A 1,472-nucleotide genomic window follows, 5' to 3' on the forward strand; every position below is an offset into this window, starting at 1 on the left:
GTGCCTGCCTCACAGGCACGGGGGCCGGCTGGGCGGGGCGCGGCCGCGGCGCCTGGGCCTGCTGCTGGCCGCCGTCTCCGGTCAGCGCCGGGCGGCGCGGCGCCGCCAGCCTGATATCGCGCTCGACGACGACGTCGGTCGGCCCGCCGATAAGGATGAGATGTTCGATGTCGTCGCGGCGCACCAGCACCAGCCGGCGGTGGCTGTCGACGGCGGTGGCATCCATGACGGCCAGCCTGGTCTTGCGGTTGCGGCCGCCGGCGACGAATGTCCCGAAGGTCAGGCTGCGCACCAGCTTGATGATGAGGAGAACGACCACCAGCAGGACGAGCGCGGCAAACGTCCACAGGATTGCGGCGACATAACCAGGACCCGCCACGCTATCCAGCCACTGCAGCATCGGTGCACCGCCCTTTTTTGAGGTGACGCGACACTAGACCGTGCGGACCGGCCGCCGCAAGTTGGCATCACGCTTCGTGAACAGTTTGAAACACGAATCCACGGCCTGGCGCCATTTTTATCTGACATTTGCCACCGGGGCCTTTTCCGCTACAGGAGAATGTGATTCAACCGGCCGTCCGCGGGGTGTCGGGCACCGGAATCACGAGCAGGGGGCACATGGCCAAGGAAACGCGCGGCGATTTCTATCCGGTACCGATCGTCGACCAGAATACGCGTCCGGGTGCCGTGACCCGGCTTATCATCTTCATCGTTGTCCTGACCGGTGCGGCGATCGTTTTCGGGCTTTTCCGCGAGCGCCTTGGCGATCCCTTCCTGCTCGGCATGCTCGGCGTGCTGGCGATGATCGGCGTCGGCTTCCTGTTTGCCACTGCCATCGGCTTCGTTCAGGTCGCGCCGCGTTCGACCAGCGACGAACTTTCGAAAGCCTTCGTCGATTCTATGTCGCAAGGCCTGCTGGTCACCGACACCAAGGGCCGCATCGTCTACGCCAACCGGGCCTACGCCGACATGACGGGCGCGTCGTCGGCGGCCGACCTCAAGACGGTCGAAGGGCTGCTGTCGGACGTTCCCGAAGCCTCGATGACCATCTACCGGCTGGCATCCGGCCTGCGCGACGGCCAGGCGGGCGACGGCGAGTTCAGGCTTGCGCAGTCCATCCGCCCCGGCGCGGAGCCCGGTGCGCACTGGTACCGCACCCGCGCTCGTGCCTTCAATGTGCCCGGCCAGCGGCTGCCGATGCTTGCCTGGCAGCTTGCCGACATCTCGCAGGAACGGGCCGAGCAGGAGCGTTTCTTCCTCGACCTGCAAAAGGCGATCGACCATCTCGACCATGCGCCGGCCGGTTTCTTTTCCGCCGACCAGGAAGGCCGTGTCACCTACATCAACGCCACACTCGCCGAATGGCTGGGCATCGATCTGGCAAGCTTCACGCCGGGCGCCGTCTCGCTGCCCGAGATCGTTGCCGGCGACGGCATGGCGCTGGTCCGCTCGGTCAAGGCCGACCCCGGCAC

Annotated in this window: 1 protein-coding gene and 1 pseudogene; one reads left to right on the plus strand and one right to left on the minus strand. The window is 66.4% G+C overall.

Annotation, left to right across the window (positions count from 1 at the left end; all coding sequences use genetic code 11):
* Positions 1-400 (minus strand): annotated as a pseudogene (locus EN780_RS34080) (flagellar biosynthetic protein FliO); the annotation flags it as partial.
* Positions 401-618: 218 nt separating this feature from the next.
* Between EN780_RS34080 and EN780_RS34085 the strand changes: the two are divergent.
* On the plus strand, positions 619-1,472 hold an 854-nt coding region (locus tag EN780_RS34085), incomplete at its 3' end, for a PAS domain-containing protein (protein WP_128276447.1).

Source organism: Mesorhizobium sp. M4B.F.Ca.ET.089.01.1.1 (assembly GCF_004022605.1).
GTDB classification, from domain to species: Bacteria; Pseudomonadota; Alphaproteobacteria; order Rhizobiales; family Rhizobiaceae; genus Mesorhizobium; species Mesorhizobium abyssinicae.